This window comes from Enterobacter wuhouensis (assembly GCF_035835995.1).
Taxonomy (GTDB): domain Bacteria; phylum Pseudomonadota; class Gammaproteobacteria; order Enterobacterales; family Enterobacteriaceae; genus Enterobacter; species Enterobacter wuhouensis.
Window position 1 is genome coordinate 2504137 of sequence record NZ_CP142124.1, and the last position, 25242, is coordinate 2529378.

At 58.0% G+C, this 25242-nt stretch carries 23 protein-coding genes; 14 read left to right on the forward strand and 9 right to left on the reverse strand.

Annotated elements, in window-relative coordinates:
- Positions 1-15 precede the first annotated feature (15 nt).
- On the forward strand, positions 16-498 hold the full coding sequence (locus VPX56_RS12065) for an L-2-amino-thiazoline-4-carboxylic acid hydrolase (RefSeq protein WP_131632558.1): 483 nt from the start codon (positions 16-18) through the stop codon (positions 496-498).
- On the forward strand, positions 495-1721 hold the full coding sequence (locus tag VPX56_RS12070) for a Zn-dependent hydrolase (protein ID WP_131632557.1): 1227 nt from the start codon (positions 495-497) through the stop codon (positions 1719-1721). Before VPX56_RS12065 ends, VPX56_RS12070 begins: the two co-directional genes overlap by 4 nt.
- Positions 1722-1790: 69 nt before the next feature.
- Here the strand turns inward: VPX56_RS12070 and VPX56_RS12075 are convergent, their stop codons facing one another.
- Positions 1791-3278 carry an MFS transporter gene (locus VPX56_RS12075; protein WP_326466519.1) on the reverse strand — a complete coding sequence of 496 codons (1488 nt, stop codon included), beginning with the start codon at positions 3276-3278 and terminating at the stop codon, positions 1791-1793.
- Between the two features lie 116 nt (positions 3279-3394).
- Here VPX56_RS12075 and VPX56_RS12080 point away from each other — a divergent pair, with 116 nt between their 5' ends.
- The 6 genes from VPX56_RS12080 to narI all read left to right on the forward strand — a co-directional run bounded on the left by VPX56_RS12080 (position 3395) and on the right by narI (position 12285).
- Positions 3395-3979: a TetR family transcriptional regulator gene (locus tag VPX56_RS12080; protein WP_326472045.1), complete on the forward strand. Its 585-nt coding sequence runs from the start codon at positions 3395-3397 to the stop codon at positions 3977-3979.
- A 201-nt stretch (positions 3980-4180) separates the two neighbouring features.
- Positions 4181-5566, forward strand: coding sequence for a NarK family nitrate/nitrite MFS transporter (locus tag VPX56_RS12085; RefSeq protein ID WP_131632555.1), 1386 nt, complete (start codon positions 4181-4183; stop codon positions 5564-5566).
- 65 nt (positions 5567-5631) lie between these two features.
- The gene (locus tag VPX56_RS12090; RefSeq protein WP_131632554.1) at positions 5632-9372 is read left to right on the forward strand and encodes a nitrate reductase subunit alpha; all 3741 of its coding nucleotides are present in this window, start codon (positions 5632-5634) and stop codon (positions 9370-9372) included.
- Complete coding sequence (gene narH / locus VPX56_RS12095) at positions 9369-10913, forward strand: nitrate reductase subunit beta (RefSeq protein ID WP_131632553.1); 1545 nt, start codon at positions 9369-9371, stop codon at positions 10911-10913. The genes VPX56_RS12090 and narH overlap by 4 nt, the downstream gene beginning before the upstream one ends.
- Positions 10913-11608 carry a nitrate reductase molybdenum cofactor assembly chaperone gene (gene narW, locus VPX56_RS12100; RefSeq protein WP_131632552.1) on the forward strand — a complete coding sequence of 232 codons (696 nt, stop codon included), beginning with the start codon at positions 10913-10915 and terminating at the stop codon, positions 11606-11608. The genes narH and narW overlap by 1 nt, the downstream gene beginning before the upstream one ends.
- Positions 11605-12285 (forward strand): respiratory nitrate reductase subunit gamma, encoded by a 681-nt coding sequence (gene narI / locus VPX56_RS12105; RefSeq protein WP_131632551.1) that lies wholly within the window; start codon positions 11605-11607, stop codon positions 12283-12285. Before narW ends, narI begins: the two co-directional genes overlap by 4 nt.
- A gap of 118 nt (positions 12286-12403) precedes the next feature.
- Here the strand turns inward: narI and nhoA are convergent, their stop codons facing one another.
- The 4 genes from nhoA to VPX56_RS12125 all read right to left on the reverse strand — a co-directional run bounded on the left by nhoA (position 12404) and on the right by VPX56_RS12125 (position 16672).
- Positions 12404-13249 carry an N-hydroxyarylamine O-acetyltransferase gene (gene nhoA, locus VPX56_RS12110; RefSeq protein WP_131632550.1) on the reverse strand — a complete coding sequence of 282 codons (846 nt, stop codon included), beginning with the start codon at positions 13247-13249 and terminating at the stop codon, positions 12404-12406.
- Positions 13250-13320: 71 nt separating this feature from the next.
- Entirely contained in the window at positions 13321-14976 is a 1656-nt protein-coding gene (locus VPX56_RS12115) for an ABC transporter permease (protein ID WP_131632549.1), read from the reverse strand.
- A gap of 38 nt (positions 14977-15014) precedes the next feature.
- A complete protein-coding gene (locus tag VPX56_RS12120) occupies positions 15015-15983 on the reverse strand; it encodes an ABC transporter substrate-binding protein (protein WP_131632548.1) in 969 nt (322 codons plus the stop codon).
- Complete coding sequence (locus tag VPX56_RS12125; RefSeq protein WP_326466540.1) at positions 15980-16672, reverse strand: ABC transporter ATP-binding protein; 693 nt, start codon at positions 16670-16672, stop codon at positions 15980-15982. Before VPX56_RS12125 ends, VPX56_RS12120 begins: the two co-directional genes overlap by 4 nt.
- 135 nt (positions 16673-16807) lie before the next feature.
- Between VPX56_RS12125 and VPX56_RS12130 the strand changes: the two genes are divergently transcribed.
- The 3 genes from VPX56_RS12130 (at position 16808) to VPX56_RS12140 (ending at position 18319) form a co-directional block, all read left to right on the forward strand.
- The gene (locus VPX56_RS12130) at positions 16808-17380 is read left to right on the forward strand and encodes a flavin reductase family protein (protein ID WP_326466542.1); all 573 of its coding nucleotides are present in this window, start codon (positions 16808-16810) and stop codon (positions 17378-17380) included.
- A gap of 125 nt (positions 17381-17505) precedes the next feature.
- Positions 17506-17865: a CHAP domain-containing protein gene (locus VPX56_RS12135; protein ID WP_326466543.1), complete on the forward strand. Its 360-nt coding sequence runs from the start codon at positions 17506-17508 to the stop codon at positions 17863-17865.
- A 1-nt stretch (position 17866) separates the two neighbouring features.
- Positions 17867-18319, forward strand: a complete 453-nt coding sequence (locus VPX56_RS12140; RefSeq protein ID WP_326466545.1) for a DUF3828 domain-containing protein — start codon at positions 17867-17869, stop codon at positions 18317-18319.
- A 42-nt stretch (positions 18320-18361) separates the two neighbouring features.
- Here the strand turns inward: VPX56_RS12140 and fusA are convergent, their stop codons facing one another.
- A complete protein-coding gene (gene fusA, locus VPX56_RS12145) occupies positions 18362-20461 on the reverse strand; it encodes an elongation factor G (RefSeq protein WP_326466547.1) in 2100 nt (699 codons plus the stop codon).
- Positions 20462-20621: 160 nt separating this feature from the next.
- Here fusA and VPX56_RS12150 point away from each other — a divergent pair, with 160 nt between their 5' ends.
- Positions 20622-20924: an ArsR/SmtB family transcription factor gene (locus tag VPX56_RS12150; protein WP_326466549.1), complete on the forward strand. Its 303-nt coding sequence runs from the start codon at positions 20622-20624 to the stop codon at positions 20922-20924.
- Here the strand turns inward: VPX56_RS12150 and VPX56_RS12155 are convergent.
- Complete coding sequence (locus VPX56_RS12155; RefSeq protein ID WP_326466551.1) at positions 20919-21854, reverse strand: LysR family transcriptional regulator; 936 nt, start codon at positions 21852-21854, stop codon at positions 20919-20921. The two genes, VPX56_RS12150 and VPX56_RS12155, sit on opposite strands and share 6 nt — an antisense overlap.
- An 85-nt stretch (positions 21855-21939) precedes the next feature.
- Here VPX56_RS12155 and VPX56_RS12160 point away from each other — a divergent pair, with 85 nt between their 5' ends.
- Positions 21940-22416 carry a GNAT family N-acetyltransferase gene (locus VPX56_RS12160; protein ID WP_131632540.1) on the forward strand — a complete coding sequence of 159 codons (477 nt, stop codon included), beginning with the start codon at positions 21940-21942 and terminating at the stop codon, positions 22414-22416.
- A gap of 61 nt (positions 22417-22477) precedes the next feature.
- Here the strand turns inward: VPX56_RS12160 and VPX56_RS12165 are convergent, their stop codons facing one another.
- Entirely contained in the window at positions 22478-22954 is a 477-nt protein-coding gene (locus tag VPX56_RS12165) for a GNAT family N-acetyltransferase (protein WP_263609607.1), read from the reverse strand.
- A gap of 141 nt (positions 22955-23095) precedes the next feature.
- Between VPX56_RS12165 and pdxR the strand changes: the two genes are divergently transcribed.
- Positions 23096-24574, forward strand: coding sequence for a MocR-like pyridoxine biosynthesis transcription factor PdxR (gene pdxR, locus VPX56_RS12170; protein WP_326472047.1), 1479 nt, complete (start codon positions 23096-23098; stop codon positions 24572-24574).
- A 27-nt stretch (positions 24575-24601) separates the two neighbouring features.
- Here the strand turns inward: pdxR and VPX56_RS12175 are convergent, their stop codons facing one another.
- Positions 24602-25237 (reverse strand): ECs1377 family protein, encoded by a 636-nt coding sequence (locus VPX56_RS12175; RefSeq protein ID WP_131632537.1) that lies wholly within the window; start codon positions 25235-25237, stop codon positions 24602-24604.
- Positions 25238-25242 lie beyond the last annotated feature (5 nt).

Here is a 25242-nt window from a genome sequence, read left to right on the forward strand (position 1 = left end):
CAGCGAGGCAATGTGATGAGTGATAATAACGAGCTGGGCATTCTCGCCCGCCGCAAAATTGAAGCGGAAATTATTAAGCCGATTTATGAAATCCTGGTGCGCGAGATAGGGAAAGCCCGCGCCCAGGCGGTCATCGGCGAGGCCATTGAGCAGGCCGCCATTGACGCGGGCAAAGCCTTTGCCAGCAAAGAGCCTGACGGAGCAGACGTAAAGAGCTTTATCGCCCTTCAGTACCTTTGGGAGAAAGATAACGCCCTGGACGTGAAGGTGATCGATGCCGACGATCGGCAGTACAACTACAACGTGACCCGCTGCCGCTACGCGGAGATGTATCACGAGATGGGTCTGGGCGAGATCGGCCATCTGCTGTCGTGCGCGCGCGATGAGAAGTTCATCGTCGGCTACGCGCCGGACGTCGAGCTAACCCGCACCACCACCATCATGCAGGGCGGCGCCTGCTGCGACTTCCGCTACCGCAGCAAAAAGGACACGGCATGATCCGCGTAAACGCAGAACGACTGTGGTCGACGCTTGCGATGATGGCGCAGATCGGCGGCACGCCCGCCGGGGGCGTTACCCGCCTGGCGCTAAGCGAGGAGGATCGCATCGCGCGCAACCTGCTGCGCGACTGGGCGCTGGAGGCGGGTTTTACCTGCGACGTCGACAGCATGGGCAATATGTTTATCCGCCGCGCGGGGAATAATCCCGATCTTGCCCCGGTCATGACCGGCTCGCACGTCGACTCCCAGCCGCTCGGCGGCAATTACGACGGCATTTACGGCGTGCTGGCGGGGCTTGAGCTGCTGCGCACGCTCAATGATAACCGCGTTGAAACCGAACGCGATATCGTGCTGGTGAACTGGACCAACGAAGAAGGCGCGCGCTTTGCGCCGGCGATGCTCGCTTCGGGCGTCTGGGCGGGTCAGCTTACCGAAGAGTTTGCTTACGCCCGCATGGACAACAGGCGAGTCACGGTTCGCGACGCGCTGGAAGCCATCGGCTACCGGGGCGAACAGCCTGCCCGCGCGTTTCCGGTCCACGCCTGTTACGAGCTGCACATTGAGCAAGGGCCGATTCTGGAAGATGAAGCCATTGATATCGGACTGGTGCGGGCGGCAATGGGGCAGCGCTGGTTTACGATTACGCTGGAGGGTTTTGCTGCGCACGCGGGGACCACGCCCATGCACAGCCGTCGCGATGCGCTAACCGCGTTTGCCGAGCTTGCGCTGAAGGTGGAAGAGACGGGCTATCAACACGCACCGGACGGACGCGCGACGATCGGCATGGCGGAGATCACGCCGAATTCGCGCAACGTGGTGCCGTCCCGCGTGGTGTGCAGCGTGGAGTTTCGTCATCCTGAGCAGAGCGCGCTCGACGCGATGGAGGCGGCGCTGCATGAGGCTGCGGAGAGTCTCAGCGCCCGAGGCGTTATCGCTCACGTCGAACGCATCTTCGACTATGCGCCAATTGCGTTTAATGCGGAGTGTCTGGCGCGTACCGAGAAAGCCGTTGCGGACCTGGGCTATTCGTCGAAGCCGATGGTTTCCGGTGCCGGGCATGACACCTGCTACGTCAGCAAAATCGCGCCGGCCAGCATGATCTTTATCCCCTGCGTGAAGGGCATAAGCCATAACGAAGAGGAAAGGATCCTGCCGGAGTGGTCAGAGAAAGGGGCCAACGTGCTGTTGCACAGCGTGTTGGCTGCGGCGCAGGAAATCTAACCTTTTCTGCGTCCTGATGCCCTCACCCTAACCCTCTCCCACAGGGAGAGGGGACAAACCGGGCGTGTTTTACGGCTTCGGCACCTTCGCCAGGCTAAACCAGATCCCCACGGACAGCATAAGCAGCATCGCGCCCGCGCTGCCGAGCGCCACGCTGTGGGAGGTGATAAACGCCGCTTTCGCCGCCTCAATCACCGACTCCGCCAGCGACGGCGCGAGATCCTGCGCCACCTTCACCGCTTCGCCAATGGAAGACGAAGCTTTATCGACCAGCGACGCGTTAAGCCCCTGCGGCAGTTCGATTGACGCCGAGAAGCTGCGGGTCAACAGCAGGCCGAAAATCGCGATCCCCAGCCCCGCGCCCAGCTCGTAGGACATGGTTTCAATCGCCCCGGCGGCGGCCGCTTTTTCCTTCGGCGCGGCGGCCATAATGGCTGATGTGGACGCCAACAGCGCGCTGGCCGCGCTAAAGCCGAGCAGCACCATCAGGGCCGATGCCAGCAGCTGCTGGGTGCTGAAATCCAGCATCGACAGGCCAATAAAGCTCACCGCGCTCAGCCCCATCCCGCCCGCCGCCACCAGACGCAGCCCGAGCCGACCGACCAGCACGCCGGCGATCGGCCCGCTGAACCCGCTGGCGACCATCAGCGGCAGCATAAACATCCCAGCTTCAAACGGCGTGAAGCCGTGCACAAACTGCAGCTCCTGTGCCATCAGCAGCTCAAAGCCCACCAGCGCTATCATCGCCGTCATCGCCATCACCACGCCGCTTAAAATGATGCGGTGGCAGAACAGGCGCATGTCGATCATCGGCACGCGGGCGCGCAGCTGAATGCGAACGAAGATAAACAGCATTGTCGCCCCGACGAGCAGCGTACAGGCCACTATCCACGGAGACAGCGTCCCTTTCAGCGCCGTTTTGGCGGTGTACACCAGAAGCAGGATCGCCACAATCAGCATGATCGCGTGGCTGATGTTTAGCGGCTGTTCCGGTCGCCCTCGCTGGGCGGGCACAAAGCGCGCGGCAAGTGAAACCACCACCAGCACGATAGGCACGTTGATCAAAAATACCGAGCCCCAGTAGAAGTGCTCAAGCAGCATGCCGCCAATCAGCGGGCCGAAGGCTGCGCCGCCGGACCCTACAGCCGCCCAGACGCCGAGCGCGATGTTACGGTCACGCGCGTCAACGAACAGCGTGCGGATACCCGCAAGCGTTGCCGGAATGATCATCGCCGCACCGATCGCCAGCGAGGCGCGTGCGGCAATCAGCCAGCCTGCAGACGGCGCAAACGCTGCTGCCAGCGACGACAGGCCAAATAAGGTGCTGCCGATCATCAGCAGGCGCTTAAAGCCAATGCGATCGCCCAGCGCCCCCATCGGCAATACCATTCCCGCCATCACCAGCGAGTAAATATCAATAATCCACAGCAGCTCGTTCCCGCTGGCGCCCAGCGTCATGCTCAATGTCGGCGCCGCCACGTGCAGCACCGTCGCTTCAATCGCCACCGGGATATAGACCAGCACGATAATCACTAACGCTAACCACTGACGAAACATAAATTTCCTTTTCACTCAAAACCTGGACACATGTCCAGAACGCGATCCTACGTAAAGTTGAACACTTGTCCAGCTCTTTGTTACACTCGTTTCGTCCCCATTGAGAGTGAGTGAAAATGCGTTATCTGAGCAAGGACGAACGACGGGAAGAGATTCTGCAGGCCGCCATGCGCGTGGCGCTGGCCGAAGGGCTGGGGGCGATGACGGTGCGGCGGATCGCCAACGAAGCTGGCGTCGCGACCGGACAGGTCCACCACCATTTTGCTTCCGGCGGCGAGCTAAAATCGCTGGCCTTTGTGCGCCTCATCCGCGAATTGCTGGATGCCGAGGTGGTCGGCGAAAACGCAACCTGGCGCGAGCGCCTGCACGCCATGCTCGGCAGCGATGAGGGCGGCCTTGAGCCCTACATCCGTCTGTGGCGAGAAGCGCAGATCCTCGCCAGCCGCGATGCGGAGATCAAAGGCGCTTATGTTCTGACGATGGAAATGTGGCATCAGGAGACGGTTGCCATTATCCGGGCGGGAAGAGACGCTGGCGTATTTACCCTTACCGACCGGGCCGAAAATATTGCCTGGCGTCTAATTGGGCTGGTATGCGGGCTTGACGGTATTTATGTCCTTAACATGCCCGAAATAGATGATGCCGCGTTCAATAAGCATCTCGATAAACTCATCTCTCTAGAATTGTTTGCTACCTCTTAATAAGTATTATTTTCCGAAAAAAGTTACAATTGGTAACACATAAAGCCACCCCTTATTCCCTTTCTAAACTCAGGGGTTGGCTTTTTTATCTATCCTTTCAGAAGTATCCCAAAACATCCAATAACGTTAACGACTTTTCTTCTGTTATCTCTCTGTTTTAATTTCATTTTTCTCTTTTTTTTTGGTAAGCAAGAGGGCGATATGTCACAACAAAGTGAGAAGAATAATCATTACCTGCTTAGTAACTGGAAACCGGAAAACGAACAATTTTGGGAGAATAAAGGGAAGCATATTGCCCGAAGAAACCTTTGGATTTCTGTCGCTTGTCTGCTGCTGGCGTTTTGCGTTTGGATGTTATTTAGCGCCATTGCGGTAAATCTTAATAAAGTGGGATTTCATTTCACCACCGATCAGCTTTTTATGCTAACGGCATTACCTTCCCTTTCTGGCGCGATATTGCGCGTACCCTATTCGTTTATGGTGCCGATATTCGGCGGGCGCTACTGGACGGTATTAAGCACCGTGATCCTGATTATTCCCTGCGTGTGGCTTGGCATCGCGATTCAGAACACCGCGACGTCTTACTGGGTCTTTATCGTGATTGCCCTCCTCTGCGGTTTTGCTGGCGCCAACTTTGCGTCCAGCATGGGTAACATCAGCTTCTTCTTCCCGAAAGCCAAACAGGGTAGCGCGCTGGGAATCAACGGCGGGCTCGGTAATCTGGGCGTCAGCGTAATGCAGCTGGTCGCCCCGCTGGTGATCTTCCTGCCGATGTTTACGTTCCTGGGCGTGCACGGTGTACCTCAGGACGACGGTTCGACAATGTGGCTGGCAAACGCGGCCTGGATCTGGGCACCGCTCCTGCTTCTGGCAACCATCGCCGCCTTCTTTGGTATGAACGACATTGCCAGCTCTAAAGCCTCCATCGCCAGCCAGCTTCCGGTTCTGAAGCGCTTTCACCTCTGGCTGCTTAGCCTGCTCTACCTCGCCACCTTTGGCTCGTTTATCGGTTTCTCGGCGGGTTTTGCGATGCTGTCAAAAACCCAGTTCCCGGACGTGAATATCCTGCACCTCGCCTTCTTCGGCCCCTTAATTGGTGCCCTGGCGCGTTCGGCAGGCGGGATGATTTCCGACAGGCTGGGCGGCGTGCGCGTAACGCTGATTAACTTCGTCTTTATGGCCATTTTCAGCGCGCTGATCTTCCTGACGCTGCCCGGCTCGGGCTCCGGCAGCTTTATTGCCTTCTACCTGGTCTTTATGGGCCTGTTCCTCACCGCCGGGCTGGGCAGCGGCTCCACCTTCCAGATGATTGCCATTATTTTTCGTCAAATCACCCTCACCCGCGTCAAGCAACAGGGCGGCAGTGACGAACAGGCGCAGCACGAAGCGGTGACAGAAACCGCGGCGGCGCTGGGCTTTATTTCTGCCATCGGTGCGGTCGGCGGGTTCTTTATTCCTAAGGCGTTTGGTACCTCGCTGGCCATGACCGGCTCGCCCGTGGGCGCTATGAAAGTATTCCTCGTGTTTTACATCGTCTGCGTGTTCGTCACCTGGCTGGTGTATGGCCGCAAATCCTCACAAAAATAACAAATTATCTTTTGCCGGATAGCGCTCGCGCCGTCCGGCAATGTTATCGAAGCAGGAGAAATGTCATGAGTAAACTGTTGGATCGCTTTCGTTATTTCAAAACAAAAGGCGACAGCTTCGCCAACGGCCACGGGCAGGTGTACAACACCAACCGTGACTGGGAAGACGGCTACCGCCAGCGCTGGCAGTTCGACAAAATTGTGCGATCCACCCACGGGGTCAACTGTACCGGCTCCTGCAGCTGGAAGATTTACGTCAAAAACGGGCTGGTCACCTGGGAAACCCAGCAGACCGACTACCCTCGTACGCGTCCTGACCTGCCCAACCACGAGCCGCGCGGCTGCCCGCGTGGCGCAAGCTACTCCTGGTATCTCTACAGCGCTAACCGTCTGAAATACCCGCTGGTGCGGCGCAGGCTGATTGAGCTGTGGCGCGAGGCGCTGGCACAACATACCGATCCGGTGCTGGCCTGGGATGCCATCCAACAGGATCCGCAAAAGGCGCAGAGCTACAGGAAGGCGCGCGGTAAGGGCGGGTTCATCCGCTCGAACTGGAAAGAGCTAAACCAGCTGATTGCCGCCGCTAACGTCTGGACCATCAAAAACTACGGCCCGGACCGCGTGGCCGGTTTTTCCCCTATTCCGGCAATGTCGATGGTCTCCTACGCCGCCGGTACGCGCTATCTTTCCCTGCTCGGCGGTACCTGCCTGAGCTTCTATGACTGGTACTGCGATTTGCCCCCCGCCTCGCCGATGACCTGGGGCGAGCAGACAGACGTGCCGGAGTCCGCCGACTGGTATAACTCCAGCTATATCATCGCCTGGGGCTCGAACGTGCCGCAGACGCGTACCCCGGACGCGCACTTCTTTACCGAGGTGCGCTACAAAGGCACAAAAACCGTCGCCATCACGCCGGACTTCTCGGAAGTCGCCAAGCTGAGCGATCAGTGGCTGGCGCCAAAACAGGGCACCGACAGCGCGCTCGCCATGGCGATGGGCCACGTGATCCTCAAAGAGTTCCACCTCGACAACCCGAGCGATTACTTCCTCAACTACTGCCGCCGCTACACCGACATGCCGATGCTGGTGCTGCTTGACGAGCAGGAGGACGGCCGCGTGGTGCCGGGGCGAATGCTGCGCGCCTCCGACCTGGCCGACGGCCTGGGCGAGGCCAATAACCCGGAGTGGAAAACCATCGCTTTCGACGTAGCCGGTAACCTGGTGGTGCCGAACGGTTCGATTGGCTTTCGCTGGGGCGAAAAAGGCAAATGGAACCTGGAGTCGCTGGCCGCTGGACAGGAAACCGAGCTGACCCTCTCCCTGCTGATTACCCATGACAGCGTGGCGGATGTCGCCTTCCCCTACTTTGGCGGCAATGAAAACCCGCACTTCCGCAGCGTGAAGCAGGAACCGGTGCTGACGCGCCGCGTGCCGAGCAAAACCCTGACGCTCGCCGACGGCAGCCAGAAGCGCGTGGTCAGCGTGTACGATCTTGTGCTGGCAAACTACGGCCTGGATCGCGGTCTGGAAGACGGCAACGCGGCGGGCAGCTACGGCGAGGTCAAAGCCTACACCCCGGCGTGGGGCGAGCAGATTACCGGCGTACCCGCTTATCTGATAGAAAAAATCGCCCGCGAGTTTGCCGACACGGCGCACAAAACCCACGGCCGCTCCATGATCATCCTCGGTGCCGGGGTGAACCACTGGTATCACATGGACATGAACTACCGCGGGATGATCAACATGCTGGTCTTCTGCGGCTGCGTCGGGCAGAGCGGCGGCGGCTGGTCACACTATGTCGGCCAGGAAAAGCTGCGCCCGCAGACCGGCTGGCTGCCGCTGGCCTTCGCGCTGGACTGGAACCGTCCGCCGCGCCAGATGAACAGCACGTCGTATTTCTATAACCACGCCAGCCAGTGGCGCTATGAAAAGCTGACCGCGCAGGAGCTGCTCTCCCCGCTGGCCGACGCGTCGAAATTCACCGGGCACCTGATCGACTTCAACGTTCGCGCAGAGCGCATGGGCTGGCTGCCGTCTGCCCCGCAGCTCAACCTTAACCCGCTGCACGTGAAGGCGCGCGCGGAGGCTGCGGGCATGACCCCGCAGGACTACACGGTTCAGGCGTTGAAGTCGGGCGATATCCGCTTCGCCTGCGAACAGCCCGACAACGGCAAAAATCACCCGCGTAACCTGTTCGTCTGGCGCTCTAACCTGCTCGGCTCGTCCGGGAAAGGCCACGAATACATGCTGAAATACCTGCTGGGCACCGAAAGCGGGATTCAGGGGGAAGATTTGGGCTCAACGGACGACGTGAAGCCTGAGGAGGTGGAATGGCAGACCGCCGCCATCGAGGGCAAGCTCGACCTGCTGGTGACGCTCGACTTCCGCATGTCCAGCACCTGCCTGTTCTCGGATATCGTGCTGCCAACGGCGACCTGGTACGAAAAAGACGACATGAATACTTCGGATATGCATCCGTTTATTCACCCGCTCTCCGCCGCCGTCGATCCGGCGTGGGAATCGCGCAGCGACTGGGAGATCTACAAGGGCCTCGCCAAAGTCTTCTCCGAAGTCTGCGTCGGCCATCTGGGTACCGAAACCGACGTGGTGCTGCAGCCGCTGCAGCACGACTCCCCGGCGGAACTGTCTCAGCCGTTTGATATTCAGGACTGGCGCAAGGGCGAGTGCGACCTGATCCCCGGTAAAACCGCGCCGAGCATTGCCGTCGTTGAACGTAACTATCCCGAAACCTACGAGCGCTTCACCTCTCTCGGCCCGCTGCTGGACAAGCTCGGCAACGGCGGGAAAGGCATTTCGTGGAATACGCAAAACGAGGTCGATTTCCTCGGCAAGCTGAACTACGTCAAGCTCGACGGTCCGGCGAAAGGTCGCCCGCTGATCGAGACGGCGATTGACGCCTCCGAGGTGATCCTCGCCCTCGCGCCTGAAACCAACGGTCAGGTTGCGGTGAAGGCCTGGGAAGCGCTGGGCCAGCTAACCGGGCGCGACCACACCCACCTGGCGTTGAACAAAGAAGACGAAAAAATTCGCTTCCGCGACATCCAGGCGCAGCCGCGCAAAATCATCTCCAGCCCGACGTGGTCCGGCCTTGAGAGCGAGCACGTCTCCTATAACGCAGGCTACACCAACGTGCACGAGCTGATCCCCTGGCGCACCCTTTCCGGCCGTCAGCAGCTGTATCAGGATCACGCCTGGATGCGCGCCTTCGGTGAGAGCCTGGTGGCCTATCGTCCGCCGATCGATACCCGAAGCGTGACCCATATGCGCGAGATCCCGCCGAACGGCTTCCCGGAGAAGGCGCTCAACTTCCTGACGCCGCACCAGAAGTGGGGCATCCACTCCACCTACAGCGAAAACCTGCTGATGCAGACGCTGTCGCGCGGCGGGCCGATTGTCTGGATCAGCGAGACCGACGCCCGTGAGTTAGGCATCGAGGATAACGACTGGATCGAGGCCTTCAACGCCAACGGCGCCCTCACCGCCCGCGCGGTGGTCAGCCAGCGCGTGCCGCCGGGCATGACCATGATGTACCACGCCCAGGAGCGCATTCTGAACATTCCGGGTTCAGAGGTGACCGGGCGTCGCGGCGGGATCCACAACTCCGTCACCCGCGTCTGCCCGAAACCGACGCACATGATTGGCGGCTACGCGCAGCTGGCGTACAGCTTCAACTATTACGGCACCGTCGGCTCCAACCGCGACGAGTTCATCATGATCCGCAAAATGAAAAACATTAACTGGCTGGATGGCGAAGGTCGGGATCAGGTACAGGAGGCGAAAAAATGAAAATACGCTCACAGGTTGGCATGGTTCTGAATCTCGATAAATGCATTGGGTGTCACACCTGCTCGGTCACCTGTAAGAACGTCTGGACCGGGCGCGAAGGCATGGAATATGCGTGGTTTAACAACGTCGAAACCAAGCCGGGGATCGGCTATCCGAAAAACTGGGAAGATCAGGACGAGTGGCAAGGCGGCTGGATCCGCGGCATTCACGGCAAACTGACCCCGCGTCTTGGCAGCAAGCTCGGCGTGCTGTCGAAGATTTTTTCTAACCCCGTCATGCCGCAAATCGACGATTACTATGAGCCTTTCACCTTTGACTATCAGGATCTGCACCGCGCGCCGGAGGGCGATCATCTCCCGACCGCCCGCCCCCGCTCGCTCATCGACGGCAAGCGGATGGACAAAATCGTCTGGGGGCCTAACTGGGAGGAGTTGCTCGGCGGCGAGTTTGAAAAACGCGCCCGCGACCGCAACTTCCAGAAGATCCAGAAGGAGATGTACGGCCAGTTTGAAAACACCTTCATGATGTATCTGCCGCGCCTGTGCGAGCACTGTCTGAACCCGAGCTGTGCCGCGACCTGTCCGAGCGGCGCAATTTACAAGCGCGAAGAGGACGGCATCGTGCTGATCGACCAGGATAAATGCCGCGGCTGGCGCCTGTGCATCAGCGGCTGTCCGTACAAAAAAATCTACTTCAACTGGAAGAGCGGCAAGTCGGAAAAATGCATCTTCTGCTATCCGCGCATTGAGTCCGGGCAGCCTACCGTCTGCTCCGAAACCTGCGTCGGGCGCATTCGCTACCTCGGCGTGCTGCTGTACGACGCGGACCGCATTGAAGAAGCGGCGAGCACCGAGCATGAAACCGATCTGTACGAGCGCCAGTGCGACGTGTTCCTGGACCCGCACGATCCGGCGGTGATTGAAGAAGCCGTCAAACAAGGTATTCCGCAGAACGTCATTGACGCCGCCCAGCGCTCACCGGTTTATAAACTGGCGATGGACTGGAAGCTGGCGCTGCCGCTGCACCCGGAATACCGCACCCTGCCGATGGTCTGGTACGTTCCGCCGCTGTCGCCGATTCAGTCTTACGCCGACGCGGGCGGCCTGCCGATGAACGACGGCGTGCTCCCTGCGGTAGAGAACCTGCGCATTCCGGTCCAGTACCTTGCAAACATGCTCAGCGCGGGCGATACCGGCCCGGTGCTGCGCGCCCTGAAGCGCATGATGGCGATGCGTCATTACAAACGCTCTCAAACCGTGGAAGGCGTGACCGACACCCGCGCCATCGAAGAGGTGGGCCTGACCGAGGCGCAGGTTGAGGAGATGTATCGTTATCTGGCCATTGCCAACTACGAAGACCGCTTCGTGATCCCGACCAGCCACCGCGAAATGGCGCGCGACGCCTTCCCGGAGAAAAACGGCTGCGGCTTTACTTTTGGCGACGGCTGCCACGGCTCCGACACCAAATTCAACCTCTTCAACAGCAGCCGCATCGACGCGATCAACATCACCGAAGTGCGCGAACACGGGGAGGGAGAATAATGCAGATCCTCAAAATCATCGCGCTGCTCATTGAGTATCCCGATGAGCTGCTGTGGGAAAACCGCGATGAGGCGCTTTCTCTGGTTGAGCAGGATGCGCCCATGCTGCTGCCGTTTGCGCAGCAGCACCTGAGCGCCCCGCTGCTGGACAAGCAGGCCGAATGGTGTGAAGTGTTTGAACGCGGTCGCGCGACCTCGCTGCTGCTGTTTGAGCACGTTCACGCCGAGTCCCGCGATCGCGGTCAGGCGATGGTCGACCTGATGAGCCAGTACGAGAAGGCCGGCCTGCAGCTGGACTGCCGCGAGCTGCCGGACTATCTGCCGCTCTACCTGGAATATCTCAGCATCGTGACCGACGAGGAGGCGCGGGAGGGTCTGCAAAACGTCGCGCCTATTCTGGCGCTGATTGGCGGACGCCTGAAGCAGCGCGGAGTGGCGCAGTATCAACTTTTTGACGCCCTTCTGACGCTGGCAGGCACGCGGCTGACCAGCGACAGCGTGGCGAAACAGGTTTCAGGTGAAAAGCGGGATGACACCCGTCAGGCGCTCGACGCCGTCTGGGAAGAGGAACAGGTGAAGTTTATCGAAGACAACGCGACGTCGTGCGACAGCTCGCCGATGCAGCAATATCAACGACGCTTTAGCCAGGACGTCGCGCCGCAGTACGTGGACGTCAGCGCCGGAGGCCCAAAATGATGCATTACCTCAACGTGTTTTTTTATGACATTTACCCCTATATCTGCGCGACCGTTTTCTTCCTCGGCAGCTGGTTGCGCTATGACTACGGGCAATATACTTGGCGCGCCTCATCCAGCCAGCTGCTGAGCAAGCGCGGGATGAACTGGGCGTCTAACCTGTTTCATATCGGGATCCTGGGGATATTCTTCGGGCACCTGTTCGGGATGTTAACCCCGCACTGGATGTACGCCTGGTTTTTACCCGTTGCCGTGAAACAGCAGCTGGCGATGATTGCGGGCGGGGTTTGCGGCGTGCTGACCCTGGTCGGAGGCTCGATGCTGCTCTACCGCCGCCTGTTCAACCAGCGCGTAAGAGCCACCTCCACCACGCCGGATATCATTATCATGAGCATTCTGCTCTTCCAGTGCATCCTGGGGCTGACTACGATCCCCTTCTCGGCGCAGTATCCCGACGGGAGCGAGATGATGAAGCTGGTCGGCTGGGCGCAGGGGATCGTGACCTTCAAGGGCGGATCGTCTGAGATGCTGAGCGGCGTTGCGCCGATCTTCCGCCTTCACCTGGTGCTGGGGATGACCATCTTCCTGATTTTCCCGTTCACGCGTCTGGTGCACGTGTGGAGCGCGCCGTTTGAGTATTTTACTCGTCGGTATCAGGTGGTGAGATCGCGCCGTTAATACGTCGGGTGGCGAGGTAAAAGTAGAACGGCAACCTTCGTTGCCGTTTTATGTTTGCACCCTCTCCCTGTGGGAGAGGGCCGGGGTGAGGGCATCAGCCTGCAGGGTCCATTATTCCCTATTTCCCCGCCTGCGGATGCGTTTCAAACCCCGCCATGACCGCCGTCAGCTCGGCCAGCGAGAAACCGTGTTTGGGATCGTCAACGCCTAACCCAAATCGTTCCTGCATCAGCGCATAAAGCGCCTTCGCATCCGGCAGGTGGATCTGCTCCTCTACGTGCCCGTTCTTCCAGTGGGTAAAGTGCAGGTTGGTCAGCGTCAGCTTGCCGCCGTCGGGCAGATGGCGACACATCAATAAATGGTGACGGAAATGCGACTGCGGCCAGTGGGCCGACCAGAAGTTACCCATTACGTAGTCGTTGAAGTACTGCGTCACAAGGTCAAAATGGTACATCGACTGCCAGTGTTCGTGGTGGCGGAACTGCAGAACCCAGTCGTTCCCTTCACTCAGCAAACGGTACAGACCGTGCGGCGTTTCCTGCGCCTCGTTGGCGATGAGGCGAATTGGCGCCGTCAGCGTCTGGCCGCCAAACCCCACGTCGGCGATCCAGCGCTCACCGTTCAGCTCAACCAGCAGCAGGCGATGCGTGCGCGGCGGCATTTGCGGTGGATTAGCAAGAACCACGCGCCCCAGAACGCTGCGCACCGTAAACCCTACCTCGCGCAGTACGCGTTCGAACAGTCCGTTTTGCTCGAAGCAATATCCGCCGCGGCGCGCCGTCACCAGCTTGTCCACCAGGCATTGATCGTCAAGGTGAATTTCGCGGGGCAAAACGACGTCGATGTTCTCGAAGGGGATCGCGCAGTTGTGGTGTAAATGCAGCGCGCGCAGGGTGTCGATATCAACCTGAGCAGGCTGTTGCCAGCCTGTTCGGGCAAAATAAGCACTCAAAAATGGGGACATGGTTCGCTCCTTGATGTGATATTCCCTGTTTATAAACTATTTTCTCACGCCCATATGCGCAAAAGTGCTTTTTAACGTCGCGCTGTGCGCTGCAGGATGCCAAGCGCGCTTAGCATCAGCCCCAGCCCCGTGAGCAGCGTCAGGGTTGCCATCGCCATGCCTTGTCCGACCGATCCCTGCTCAAACTGACGCCAGATAAAGACCGAGACCGTCTGGGTGCCTGCGGGGGCCAGCAGCAGAGAGGTCACCAGCTCGCGCGAGGCGATCGCAAACACCATCAGCATCGCCGCCAGCAGCGCGGGCGACACCAGCGGCATCACGATAAAGCGCAGCGCCTGAAATGCCGACGCGCCGTGAACCCGCGCGGCGGGCTCAAGATTGCCCCCAAGCTGGCGCAGCGCGCTCCCTACGTAGCGCACCGGCCACGGCAGCAGCAGACAGCAATAGGAAAGCAGCAAAATCACCCAGCTGTTATAGGGCGAAACCGGCCAGAAAGGACGGTTCCAGAGCAGGATCAGCCCAACGCCGACCACAATCCCCGGCAGCGCGGCGGGCATCAGCGAGAGCGCGTCCAGCACGCCGCGCCCTTTTATCTTCTGCACCACCACCAGCCAGGAGGCCAGCAAGCCTAAGGCTCCGGTGAAAAGAGCGGTAGCCAGCGCCAGCGACAGACTGGTTCCCAGGGCGGAAAGCGCATCCCCCTGCTGGCTGAACAGCGCCCCGTAGTGTGACAGCGTCACGTTTTCGAACGACACACCGCCTGATAATGTTCCCAGCACGCCGGATAGCGCCATTGAAACGCCGGGCAGGATCGCGGCGAGCATACCCACCGCGGCCATTACCACCACAATCGGCAGCGTGAAAACGCCTGCATCCGCGCCCGTGTTTTCCGTGGGTTTGCCGGTAATGCTGGTTACGTCGTGATGACCGGTCAGCTTTTTTTGTATCGCCCAGGCGCTAAGCGCAATGAACACCAGCACCACGGAGAGCATGGACGCCCCGGACAGATCGACCGGCCAGTCGGCCAGCTTCTTTTCGATGTCCGTTGTCAGCATCAGCACGCCCGCGCGCGTGCCGAGCGCGGCAGGCACGCCGAACTCCTCAATCGCCAGCGTAAACGCCAGCAGCATTCCGGCGGCCAGCGACGGCGACAGCATCGGCAGCGTGATATGCCAGAACGCCCTCCCCGCGCTTGCGCCGTGGACGCGGGCGACCATCGCCAGACGCTGCCCGCTCGCCAGCAGGCTGCGCGAGACGGCAAAATAGACCACGGGAAAAATATTCAGCGCCATCACCAGCACGATGCCGGTTTTGCTGAACAGCAGATCGTTGAGGCTGATGCCGGTGAGCTGCTGCAAATAGCCATTGGTTTGTAGCACCAGCATACACGAAAGCGCCGCAATGTAGGGCGGCGTCAGGAACGGGACCAAAAACAGCACGTCCCAGAGACGCGGCAGCGGCAGGTTCAGCAGGCCGCGCGCCACGCCCAGGGGGAATCCTATCAGCGCACTGACCAGCGCGACGCCGATCCCCACCTGAAGCGTGCCGCCGAGCATCGTGGGCAGCTGCGGTTCAGCGAGGAGCGTCTGCACGCCGCTAAATGCGCCGGTTAAAACGCCTGCGCTAAACTGCGGAAACACCGCCTGCAGCGCGATAAACGACAGCGGTAACGCCACCAGCATAACCAGCAGCGCCAGCGTCATCACCGATAACATTCGTTGATTCACGGGCAATCCTGAAGACGGGGTTGCCCCCGTCAGGTGAATTACAGAGAGAAAATCGCGTTAAAGCGCTTGAGGATATCGCTGCGCGTGCTGGTGCCGTCGCTTTTGGTTGGCAGCACGTGCAATTCGTTAAGCAGCGGGCGCTTCGCTTTGACGTCATTACGCGCGGGCATCAGCCACGCATCGGCCACCATCGCCTGACCTTCTGGCGACAGAACATAATCAACGAAGGCCTTCGCGTCGTCGGCGTGCTGCGTCGACTTGAGGATCATCATCGGACGCGGCGCAATCACCGTGCCGCTGGCCGGGAAGATCACCTTCAGGGATTCACCCTGGCTGATGTTGCCAAAGGAGACATAGTCCACCGCGCCAAATACCGCGGCCTTGGCGCCCTGCATGACCGGCGTAACCGCCTGCGCGTTCGGGCCGCTGACCACCATGCCGTTCTTTTTTAGCGCGTCAAACAGCGCCCAGGCGTTATCGCCCATGCCGTTTTGTAACCCGATCAGCAAATCCAGCGATGCGCCCGAAAGCGCAGGGTCTGGCGTGGTCACTTTATCCCTGAACGCGTCAGTGGTCAGATCCTGCCACTCTTTTGGTTCCGGCGTGCCGCTTTTGGTGTTCCAGACGATACCCAGCGCCGAGACGCCCTGCGCCACGTAATCTGCGGATTTCAGATCGGCAGGTACTTTTTCGGCGTTGGCGCTCTGGTACGGCAGCAGCCAGCCGCGGGTATGGAGATCTTCAGCCGTATCCCAGGAGGCTGAGATCAAAATATCAGCCTGGGGATTGGCCTGCTCCGCCTCCAGACGCGCCATCACCTTCCCGGTTGTTGCCTGGAAGATATCGACCTTCACGCCCGTTTTCTTTTCAAATCCGCTAGCCAGATTTTTTGCCAGCGAACCCGGCCCGGCAGTGTAGACAGTGAGCGCATGGGCGCTGGACATCATGACGGAAGATAACGCCATTGCGAGCAGAACTCCTTTTTTCACGGACATGGTGGCTTTCATGCAAACTCCCCTGAGGATGAAATCAAACGATCGGCAGCGACGCTGCCGGCAGATAAATGCACGATGCGGTCGGCCAGGATTTCAGCCTCCCGGCGGTCGTGGGTAACATACACGGCGGTCGTGCCGAGCTGGCGCAGCAGTGTGGCCATCTCCAGGCAAAGTGATTCACGCAGTTCGCTGTCGAGGTTGGAGAGCGGTTCGTCGAAGAGCAGCACGCGAGGTTCGGCAACGATCGCCCTGGCCAACGCCACGCGCTGCTGTTGTCCGCCGGACAGCCCCGCCGGTTTACGATCGGCAAACGCGCCTAGCCCGACGCGGGAGAGCGCCTGAGCCACGCGAACATCGCGTTGCTGGCGTGGGATATTGCGCATTCTGAGCGGGAAGGCCACGTTCTGCGCCACCGTCATATGCGGCCAGAGCGCATAGTCCTGAAAGACCATGCCGATGTCGCGTGCCTCTGGCGGCAGCGACCAGCCCGGCTTCGCGACCTGGCGTTCACCAAAGTGGATTTCGCCCCCGGCCGGCTGCGTTAGCCCTGCCAGCAGCCGTAACAGCGTACTTTTCCCGCAGCCTGATGGCCCCAGCAGCGCTACCACGCTGCCTGCATCAATGTGCAGATCGATTTGATTCAAAACGGTGTTCGCGCCAAAAGCATACGAGACGCTTTTGAGCGTTATGGAGGTCAGCATAATGTTATCCTCTTTGGGATTTACTGTCCGCCACTGTAGGGAGCGAGTGTGACGAAACCATGACGTTAATGTTGCGGCTTGATTTCGGCTATCCTTGAGGCGTTTACTGCAAAAAAATTATTGAAAGGAAAAACGATGAGCGCGTTTCGCCCTGTTGAATTAAAACATGCCAGCCGTTTACTGAATCATGGCCCTACGGTGCTTATTACCAGCCGCGATGAGAACATCGGCAGGCGTAACGTGATGGCCGCCGCGTGGTCGATGCCCGTCGAGTTTGAGCCGCCGCGCATTGCGATTGTGGTGGACAAAAGCGCCTGGTCGCGGGAGCTGATTGAGCGCAGCGGCACGTTTGGCATCGTCATTCCGGGCGTCGCGGCGGCCAACTGGACGTACGCCGTGGGCAGCGTCAGCGGGCGCGATGAAGATAAGTTCAACTGCTACGGGATACCGGTTGTAAACGGACCGGAACTGGGCCTGCCGGTGATAGAAGAGAAATGCCTGGCGTGGATGGAGTGCCGCTTATTACCCGTTACCGCAGCGGCAGAAAAATATGACACGCTGTTCGGTGAAGTGGTTTCAGCGGCTGCCGATGAACGCGCGTTTGTGGCCGGGCGCTGGCAGTTTGACGGGGATAAACTGAATACGCTGCATCATCTGGGGGCCGGAACATTTGTGACGAGCGGGAAGATGGTGAAGGCGCCGGATTGATTTTAATGATTATATATTGCTGATATATATAAACTTCCTATGGCATTTAATGTTTACCATGGCGATGTAAAACGGAGGATATTTCTGATGCGATTGAAGTTGTACCTATCGATAAGGAAATATCTATGTCATGGAATAAATATGCTGCAGTCGAGTATGCAAAAAATCATGTCTATCACGAAAGCCATCGAAAATGTGAGCTCTTTGTGAAAAATGCCATCATTGCTGGCGGCCTACCTATACATGGAACCGGGTCAGCAAAGAACATGGGGCTGACATTGTCTCAGGTTGGGTTTCAAAAAATCACTGGTGCCCCACAGTTAGGCGACGTGGTTGTTATACAGTCCATAGAAAATCATCCCGATGGTCATGTTTGTATTTATGATGGTCATCAATGGCTAAGCGATTTCGCTCAGCGCACTCTGTATCCTGGATCCGCATACAGAAAAGCTCATCCAGCGTTTCAGCTTTACAGGCACTATTAATATGAAAGCCGCCTTAATTTTTATTCTGTTATTAACCAGCGCTGCACATGCCGAAGAGATTGATAACGCAGCTAAAACCGCATTAAGGTTTAATAAATGGTACATCAGTCAATATGCTGCTAATAATTTCCCCATTATGGACAATGCGAAAATAGAAGAGTACGTCACTGCAGATACCATGAAGAAATTAAGGCATGCGCAGGACCCTCGTTTCGCTGACGACGAGTTTTATGATGCTGATTTCTTCCTTAAGGCGCAGGATATTGAGGAAGATTGGGCAGAGAATGTGACGGTGGTTTCATCCGAGTACGATCCGGTTTGCACGAATATTTACGTGTCGTTTGGTAAAAACCAGGAGTACACGGTCATCGACTGTATGGTCAAAGAAAAAGGGATCTGGAAGGTTCAGTCCGTTTCGCGACAAGAAATACTGCGTAACGAAAATCTGAAATAACACAAACCACACGGCAGCCCTAAAGCTGCCGTGTGGAATTAACTACTTCGCACGCCGTGCAATAATATCATCCGCCACATTTCGCGGGGCTTCCGCAAAATGATGGAACTCCATCGTGTACGTTGCGCGCCCCTGCGACATCGAGCGCAGCGTGGTGGCATAGCCAAACATCTCCGCCAGCGGCACGTCAGCACGAATGATCTGGCTGCCGTACTGTTCGGCCATTCCCTGCACCATGCCGCGGCGGGAAGAGAGATCGCCCATAATGTTCCCGGCGTACTCTTCCGGCGTTTCCACCTCCACGTGCATTACCGGCTCCAGTATCGCCGGATCCGCTCTGCGCGCACCCTCTTTAAACCCGAGGATCGCCGCCATGCGGAAGGCCATCTCCGAGGAGTCGACGTCGTGATACGAACCAAACGTCAGCGTCGCTTTCACGTCGACCACCGGATAGCCCGCCAGCACGCCGCTGTTCATGGCTTCGCGCAGGCCTTTTTCCACGGATGGAATATACTCGCGCGGCACCACCCCGCCCTTGGTGGCGTCTTCAAACGTGAAGCCACTTCCGGGCTCCGTCGGCTCCAGGCTCAGTACCACGTGGCCGTACTGCCCTTTACCTCCGGACTGACGCACAAATTTGCCTTCGATATCCTTCACCGCCTTACGCAGCGTTTCGCGGTAGGTGACCTGCGGACGACCGATGTTCGCCTCGACGCCAAACTCGCGCTTCATGCGGTCGACGATGATTTCCAGGTGCAGCTCGCCCATTCCGGAGATGATCGTCTGGCCGGACTCTTCGTCAGTATGCAGGCGGAACGACGGATCTTCCGCCGCCAGACGCTGCAGCGCGAGGCCCATTTTCTCCTGATCCGCCTTGGTTTTCGGCTCGATGGCGAGAGAGATCACCGGGTCCGGGAACTCCATCCGTTCGAGCGTAATCACCGCGTTCGGGTCAGTCAGGGTGTCGCCTGTCGTGACATCCTTCAGCCCAACGCAGGCCGCGATATCGCCCGCACGCAGTTCATCCACCTCATGGCGATCGTTGGCGTGCATCAGCACGATTCGCCCGATGCGCTCTTTCTTCCCTTTTACCGGGTTATACACCGCGTCGCCCTTACGCAGCACGCCTGAGTACACGCGGATGAAGGTGAGCTGCCCGACGTACGGATCGCTCATCAGCTTAAAGGCCAGCGCCGAGAAGGGTTCGTCATCGCTTGGGTGACGCTCCGCGTGCTCGCCCTTTTCATCCACGCCGTCAATGGCCGGCACGTCCAGCGGGGACGGCATCAGCTCGATAACCGCGTCAAGCATGCGCTGCACGCCTTTATTTTTAAACGCGCTGCCGCACAGCATCGGCTGGATCTCGCCGGAAATGGTACGAATACGCAGCCCCTGAATAATCTCGGCTTCATCGAGATCGCCGGTCTCAAGGTACTTATCCATCAGCGCATCGCTGGCTTCTGCCGCCGCAGAGACCATTTTTTCCCGCCACTCCTGCGCGCTAGCGAGCAAATCGTCAGGCACCGGCGCATAGCTGAACGTCATGCCCTGGGTCGCATCGTCCCAGAGGATGGTGCGCATCTTGATGAGATCCACTACGCCGGTGAAATGTTCCTCGGCGCCCACGGGGATCACAATCGGCACCGGATTGGCCTTCAGGCGCTCCTGCATCATCCGCACTACGCGGAAGAAATCCGCACCCGGGCGGTCCATTTTGTTGACGAACGCGAGGCGCGGGACGTGGTACTTATTCGCCTGACGCCAGACCGTTTCGGACTGGGGCTGCACGCCTCCAACTGAGTCATACACCATTACGGCGCCGTCAAGCACGCGCATGGATCGCTCCACCTCAATGGTGAAATCCACGTGCCCCGGGGTGTCGATGATGTTGATCCGGTGCGGCTCAAAGCCTCCGTCCATACCCGGCCAGAAGCAGCTTACGGCGGCGGAAGTAATGGTGATCCCGCGCTCTTGCTCCTGCGCCATCCAGTCGGTGGTTGCCGCGCCATCGTGTACTTCACCCAGCTTGTGGCTCATCCCGGTATAAAACAGGATGCGCTCGGTGGTGGTAGTTTTACCGGCATCGATATGCGCGGAGATACCGATGTTGCGATAACGTTCGAGGGGGATGGGTCGGGGCATGATATTTCCTTAAGTCCTGTGACTTGTCAGTGACGACCGGGATGGTCGCGCATTCGTTCATTTGCTATAATAGTCCCATTGTACGAGTATTATCGAACTATTTTTTAACGGTTGACCTATTGTTGATATAGCTCAATCTGACGTGAGGCGCAGGAAAACGATGATCCCTAACCACCCGGAACCTGAACAAATACTGCTGGAAAATGTGCTGTTTGCCCTCGGCAACCCGCTCCGGCTCTCGATTATCCGCAGGCTGGCCGACGGCAGTGAACTGAGCTGCAACGCGCTGCGCCCGGAGGACGTGGTGAAATCAACCATGACCCACCACTGGCGCGTGCTGCGCGACAGCGGCGTGATCTGGCAGCGCCCCCAGGGGCGGGAGAACATGATCTCATTGCGAAGAGAGGATCTGGACGCCCGCTTTCCAGGGCTGATGGCGATCCTGCTACAGGCAAAATCATAAGCGTACTGACGGTAGCCCTTCGGCCAGGGTGCGCAGCGTGGTCTTTACCCAGTTCGTGGCGTCGCGCTTGCCGCTGCGTTTATGCGAATAAATCTTTACCTCAAATGGGCTAATGTCGAATGGCAATGCGAAGAGCTTGATATTTGCCGCCGGCATTAACCTTTCGGCGGCGAAGCGAGGCAGCGCCATCAGCAGGTCGCTTTCTGCGACGATGAACGGCGCGCTGAGCATGGACGGGGTTTTGATTGCAATTTGTCGGGTGTAGCCCATGCGTTCAAGCTGCAGGTCCAGTACCCCCTGCTTCTCGTTCCACGGCGTCACCACCAGATGCCGGGCGGCGAGATAATCCTCCAGCGTTAACGCGCTCCGGCTGGCGTTGCTAATCACGACATACTCATCCTGAAACCAGCTAATCTCTTCCAGCTCGGGATACCGAATATCCTCTGCGGTGCTGAATCCGAGAGCCAGATCCACCTCTCCTGCCAGCAACTCGGTCAATGCCGGGCTGTGCGGCAGGTAACGCAGCTCCAGGCGCAGGCCCGGTGCCGCGTGTTGAAGCGTATTCATCAGCGCGGGGAAGATGCAGAACGCGGTAAAGTCGGTTATCGCAATCTGCAAACATTCCGTACTCACGGCGGCGTCGAACTGCCGCTGCGGAGACAGCTCCTGGTTGAGAACCTTCAGTGCCGATGCAATAACAGGCGCAAGCTGAGTGGCATAGACGCTGGGACACATTCGGTGCCCCTCCCGGTAGAATAAGGGATCGTTAAGAGAAATGCGTAGCCTGGACAGGGCATGGCTGAGCGCCGAGGTGCTCATCGCCAGCTCATCCGCCGCCAGTCGAACCGAACGATGACGGTAAATCGCGTCGAAAACCGGCAGGAGGTTTAAATCCAGGCGCCGTAATGCCGGATGCATAATATTCATCATTTGTTGATTTCATTGCACTTAATTCTTCTGACATTACCCTTTATGCTGTGCCCCATCAACATCAAACAGAGATAAAGGGAAACGGATGAGCATCACGATTCGTCAGGCAAGACCGGAAGATGCAGCGGCAATTTACGACATGATTTATGAGCTTGCGGTGTATGAAAAAGCGCCAGAAGAGGTGATCACCACGCCGGAGGAGATCCGAAACACGCTGTTTGGCGCAGAAAGTAAGACCGAAGCGCTGATCGCCGAGTTTGCCGGGAACGTTGTCGGCTATGCCGTGTTCTTTACCAGCTATTCCACCTGGCTTGGTCGCAACGGCATCTATATGGAGGATTTGTACGTTTCCCCGGAATACCGCAGCAAGGGCGCAGGCAAGGCGCTGTTGAAAAAGGTCGCGCAGTGCGCAGTAGAACGCCACTGTGGCCGACTGGAATGGAGCGTGCTTGACTGGAACCAGCCCGCCATTGATTTCTACCTGAGCATCGGTGCATTGCCGCAGTCAGAATGGGTACGCTATCGCCTGGATGGTGAAGCATTACGGGCATTTGCTGAATAGCGATGCACGCTGTTGAAAAACGCCCCGCGTATCTAAGGGGCGTATTGTCAGTCGACAAGCGTTATCTCACCTGCATTCGATACTCAATCATTCCGCTTTTTTTCGCCACCCAGTCGTACAATCTTTGACCGCGGTAGTTGGCTTCGTGCGTATGCCAGTAAAGATGGGCGGCATGATGTTTTCTTGCTTCTTTCTGAACATGCTCAATAAGCTGCTTGCCGATGTGTTTGCCCCTGACGGCCTCGCTGACGTATAAATCTTCGAGATAGCAGTAATTGTTCTCCGCCCACGTGGAAAGGTGAAACAGATAATGCGCAAAACCAACGATCTCCCCCTGCGATCGTGCCACTACGCAGAATAGCGGCTCAACCGTGCTAAAAAACCGTTGCCAGGTTCGTGTTGTGATCTCCGCGGAGAGATCGACGTTATAAAATTCCTGATATTTTCTCCACAGCGGCATCCAGCTTTCAAAATCACTTTCTTGAACTGCCTCAATCGTCACGCTCGTATTATTCATATTGCCTCTTTGTTCATCCATTATTCGCTTGTGCAAAAGTGTATTCGCTAAATGGCAGGTTTTTCCCCACCAATTTTCGTGAATTAAGCAGACCAATTCTCATGCTCCTGAACGCGGTATTGCTTTAGAATGAAGACGGTCAGAGCAAGAGTGGAAAAATTGATGTTTAAGCACGCGCAGCTTGAAACGGTTAAGGCATGGATCATCGACCCCGCTAACGGATCGCTACCGCTACATGAAAGGATCCAGAGAGCAATACGGACATTGATACTGGAAGGGATCTTATCTCACGGTAAGGCCCTGCCTGCATCACGTGCCCTGGCGGCGTCTCTCTGCGTTTCCCGGGATACCGTTGAAGCGGCCTACTCCAGCCTGCATGCCGAAGGTTTTATTGAGAGACAAACGGGCAGAGGAAGCTTCGTCTCTTCAAGCGCACGGTTTTTAAAACCCCATTCCCGACGGCGGCAGCCCACCGCTGAGATACGAAAAGCAAAGCTCAGCGCTCGGGGAAAGGTCGTTTATGAAAGCGGCGGGGTCCGCGAGTTTTCCTCCCCTCGCCCCCTTGCGCCCGGCATTCCTGAGACCCGCCTGTTTCCCATCCCGCTCTGGGAGCGTCTCCAGCGACAGGTCATGAAGGAGTTTAAGCATCAGGCGTTAGAACAAAGCCCGCCGCAGGGTATTCCGCATTTGCGGCAGGCAATTGCGGAATACGTCAATCTTGAACGCGGGACCCGAGCGCGGCCCGAACAGGTTATCGTTCTGACAAGTTCTCAACAGGCGCTTGCGCTCTGTTCCCAGGTGCTGATGGACGGCGGGGACGGCATTGTCATTGAAGATCCTTCCTATCAAGGTGCGCACAAGGCGTTTCGCGCTGCCGGTCTGCGCTGTATCCCGGTTCCGCTTGATGACAACGGTATTTCCATTGACGGCCTCAATTCGCTGACAGAGCCCGCCAGGGCTATCTACCTGACCCCTTCTCACCAGTATCCTACCGGCGTAACGCTCTCTCTTGACCGGAGGCTGGCTGTTGTTGAATGGGCGAACCGTCACGCGGCCTGGATCATTGAGGATGACTATGACAGTGAATTTCACTACGACGGGAAGCCCATGGCCAGCCTTCAGGGGCTGGACGCCTACGGCCGGACAATCTATATCGGCACGTTCACCAAGTCCCTGTTTCCCGGGCTGCGTATTGCCTATGCGATCGTTCCCTCCGAACTTGCAGAGCCCTTTACCCTGGCAAGAACATTACTGGATGGGCACACCGCTTCGATAGCCCAATTGACGCTGGCTAAATTTTTGGAAGGAGGCCATTTCAGCGCCTATGTTCGTAAGATGCGGGGAATTTATGTTGCTCGTCGTGACATGCTGGCAGGCATGATGGAGGCATATCTTTCTGATTACGTCACCTGTGAATCGCCAGCGGGGGGAATGCAAATGCCCTGTCACCTGAAGCGCGGAATATCTGAAAAAGCGATTGCCGCCGCTGCCCGCCGCGCGGGGGTTGATATATTGGGGCTTACCGATTTATATACGGGAAGCCCGGATGCAACAGGGTTTTTAATGGGGTTTGCCGCCTACACGGAAAAGGAAATAGAAGACGCAGTCAAAAAGCTCGCCGCCATTTTTCACCGTCTCTGAGGCGGCCTACGGCTCTGCGAGCGATACTCATTCCGGCTGAGCCAGGCTATACGCGGGGACCCGCCGGTTTGTTCCCGTAAGCGTATCGAACACCTCGGTTTCTGAGGTCACAATCCTCACGCCTGCTTTTCTTAACCTCTGCACATCGGCCGCGATGCGCTGAATGCCAAACCAGAAAAGCCCGTCGAGCGCCGTCACGGTAAGTCCGTTTTCGAGTGCCAGCCTGAGACGTTCCCTGGGGGCTTTCACCTGCCGGGCGATGTCACGATACGGGGCTTCACTCCCGCCATTCGCTTCGCTTCGATGAATGCGCGTCTTAAGGTGATAGCTAAATTCGTCGGGGATCCCCTCAAGATTCATTTTCAGGCTGTAAACGCAGCCGAACCTTTTGCCGTTAAACAGAACATTTTTCTGGCTGAGCTGCAGCTCGTTCCTGACGCCGTCAATAAGCTGAGGTGCGCGGGTGAGCAGCAGCCTGAAGGGAAGTTCAAAGCTGGTCACGTAGTCCACATTCAGCAACGCGAGGCGCAGGCGATCTTCTGCACCGGACCCTTGCTCACGACATTCTTCCAGCACTTCAGCCCACTGGCGCGTGAGGCGCTCGGGCTCCGCGGATTCCGTCAGGAGATATTTTTCAATATGATAATCAACTCTTCCGGCCATGTTTA